The organism is Streptomyces sp. NPDC059853 (assembly GCF_042731495.1).
Classification (GTDB): Bacteria; Actinomycetota; Actinomycetes; order Streptomycetales; family Streptomycetaceae; genus Streptomyces.
In genome coordinates this window covers 1-2,213 of sequence record NZ_JBHWJL010000500.1, presented here as the reverse complement: position 1 = coordinate 2,213, position 2,213 = coordinate 1, and the positions used below count along the sequence as shown (strand labels likewise).

Genomic DNA, 2,213 nt, shown 5'->3' with positions numbered 1-2,213 from the left:
ACTGCGTCGGCGTGCGGGTCGGTGAGTTCTCGGTGCAAGCCGGCTTCGATCAGCCGGCTGTGCAGGGCGTCGACGAGCAGCGGGTGCGGGCCGAGGCAGGCGGCGGTGCTGACGGTCAGGTCGTCCCGCACGGTCTCCAGGATGCCGGGGATGTCGTGTTTCATGTGGTAGCCGCGGCTGAAGAGCAGCGGCACCAGCACCGCCCGGCCGCCGCCGCACAGTCCGGCCAGGGTGTCGGCCAGCCGCGGCCGGTCGTTCTCCAGGAAGCCCGGCTCCACCCGCAGTCCCGGCCGCAGCGCGCGCACCAGGCGCAGCAGCGCGGCGGTGCTCCGCTCGGCCCGGGGGTCGGGAGAGCCGTGGGCGACGGCCACCAGAGGGGGAAGCGTGCGGGCGTTCATGCCGCCAGCCTGAGCCCCTGGCGTTGCCGTGATGTTGCGTGGGTGTCACCAATGCCGTGCCCGGGGTTCACCGGCGGCGGGGCGCGGGGGGTGAGCAGGGCGCGCCGGGGCCGTAACCCCGGGGCCGGGCGGGTGTAACACGGCCGCCGCAGGATGGCCGCCATGAGCCCCGCTATGACCGACATCACGGACACCCACTGCCCGTACTGCGCGCTCCAGTGCGCGATGGGGCTCGCCCGCACCGGCGACGGCGAAGACGGCACGACCGGGACCGGGGACGGCAGCGGGCTGCGGGTGGTGGAGCGCGGCGCGCTGTGCGGGAAGGGCGCGACCGCGACCGCCGTCCTGCGGCCCGGGGCCCGGCTCACCCACCCCCTGGTGCGCGGCGCGGACGGCGAGCTGGCCCCGGCCGGCTGGGACGAGGCGCTGGACCGGGTGGCGCGCGGCCTGTCGGGGGCGCGGCAGCGGTACGGGGCGGACGCGGTCGCCGTCTTCGGCGGCGGCGGGCTGACCAACGAGAAGGCGTACGCGCTGGGGAAGTTCGCCCGGCTGGTGCTCGGTACCTCGCAGATCGACTACAACGGCCGGTTCTGCATGTCCTCGGCGGCGGCGGCCGGGAACCGGGCGTTCGGGCTGGACCGGGGGCTGCCGTTCCCGCTGGAGGACATCCCGCGCACCGGCTGCGTCATCCTGGTCGGCGCGAACCCGGCCGAGACCATGCCGCCCGCGCTGCGGTACTTCACCGAACTGCGCGCGAACGGCGGCACGCTGATCGTCGTCGACCCGCGCCGTACCCGCACCGCCGAGCAGGCCGATCTGCATCTGGCGCCGCGTCCCGGCACCGATCTGGCGCTGGCGCTCGGCCTGCTGCACCTGGTGGTGGCGGGCGGCCGGGTGGACGAGGCGTTCGTGGCGGAGCGCACCAGCGGCTGGGAGCCGGCGCGGGCGGAGGCGATGGCGCACTGGCCGGAGCTGGTGGAGCGGATCACCGGGGTGCCGGTGCCCCGGCTGCGGGAGGCGGTGGAGCTGTTCTGCGCGCCGGACGCGGCGATGGTGCTCACCGCGCGCGGGCCCGAGCAGCAGGCGAAGGGCACGGACACGGTCGGGGCGTGGATCAATCTGTGCCTGGCGACGGGGCGGGCCGGGCGGCCGTACTCCGGCTACGGCTGTCTCACCGGGCAGGGCAACGGGCAGGGCGGGCGCGAGCACGGGCAGAAGGCCGACCAGCTGCCCGGCTACCGGATGCTCACCGATCCGGCGGCGCGCGCCCATGTGGCCGGGGTGTGGGGCGTGGACCCGGCGGTGCTGCCGGGTCCTGGCCGCAGCGCGTACGAGCTGCTGGACGCGCTCGGCGACCCCTCCCCCGCCGGGATCAGGGCGCTGCTGCTGATGGGCTCCAACCCGGTGGTGTCGGCGCCGCGCGCCGCGCACATCGAGGAACGGATGCGGTCGCTGGACTTCCTGGCGGTGTGTGACGTGGTGCTGTCCGAGAGCGCGCGGCTCGCGGATGTGGTGCTGCCGGTCACCCAGTGGGCGGAGGAGACCGGCACGATGACGAATCTGGAGGGCCGGGTGCGGTTGCGGCGGCGCGCGGTGGATCCGCCGCCGGGCTGCCGCAGCGATCTGGCGGTGCTGCGCGGCCTGGCGCGGCGACTGGGCTGGGCGGGCTGGGAGCGGGGGTTCCCGGAGGACCCGGCCGCGGTGTTCGCGGAGCTGCGGCGGGCCTCGGCCGGGGGCGTGGCGGACTACGCGGGCATCAGTTACGAGCGGATCGCGGCGGAGGGCGGGGTGTTCTGGCCCTGTCCGGCCGAGGAC

At 76.0% G+C, this 2,213-nt stretch carries 2 protein-coding genes; one reads left to right on the top strand and one right to left on the bottom strand.

From position 1 onward, the window contains the following. Positions 1–398 (bottom strand): sirohydrochlorin chelatase (locus ACFV5N_RS27275; RefSeq protein ID WP_385605049.1); only part of this gene is annotated, 398 nt, incomplete at its 3' end. Between the two features lie 162 nt (positions 399–560). Between ACFV5N_RS27275 and ACFV5N_RS27270 the strand changes: the two genes are divergently transcribed. Beyond that, positions 561–2,213, top strand: a 1,653-nt coding sequence (locus ACFV5N_RS27270) for a molybdopterin oxidoreductase family protein (RefSeq protein WP_385605046.1), incomplete at its 3' end; no start/stop codon positions are given.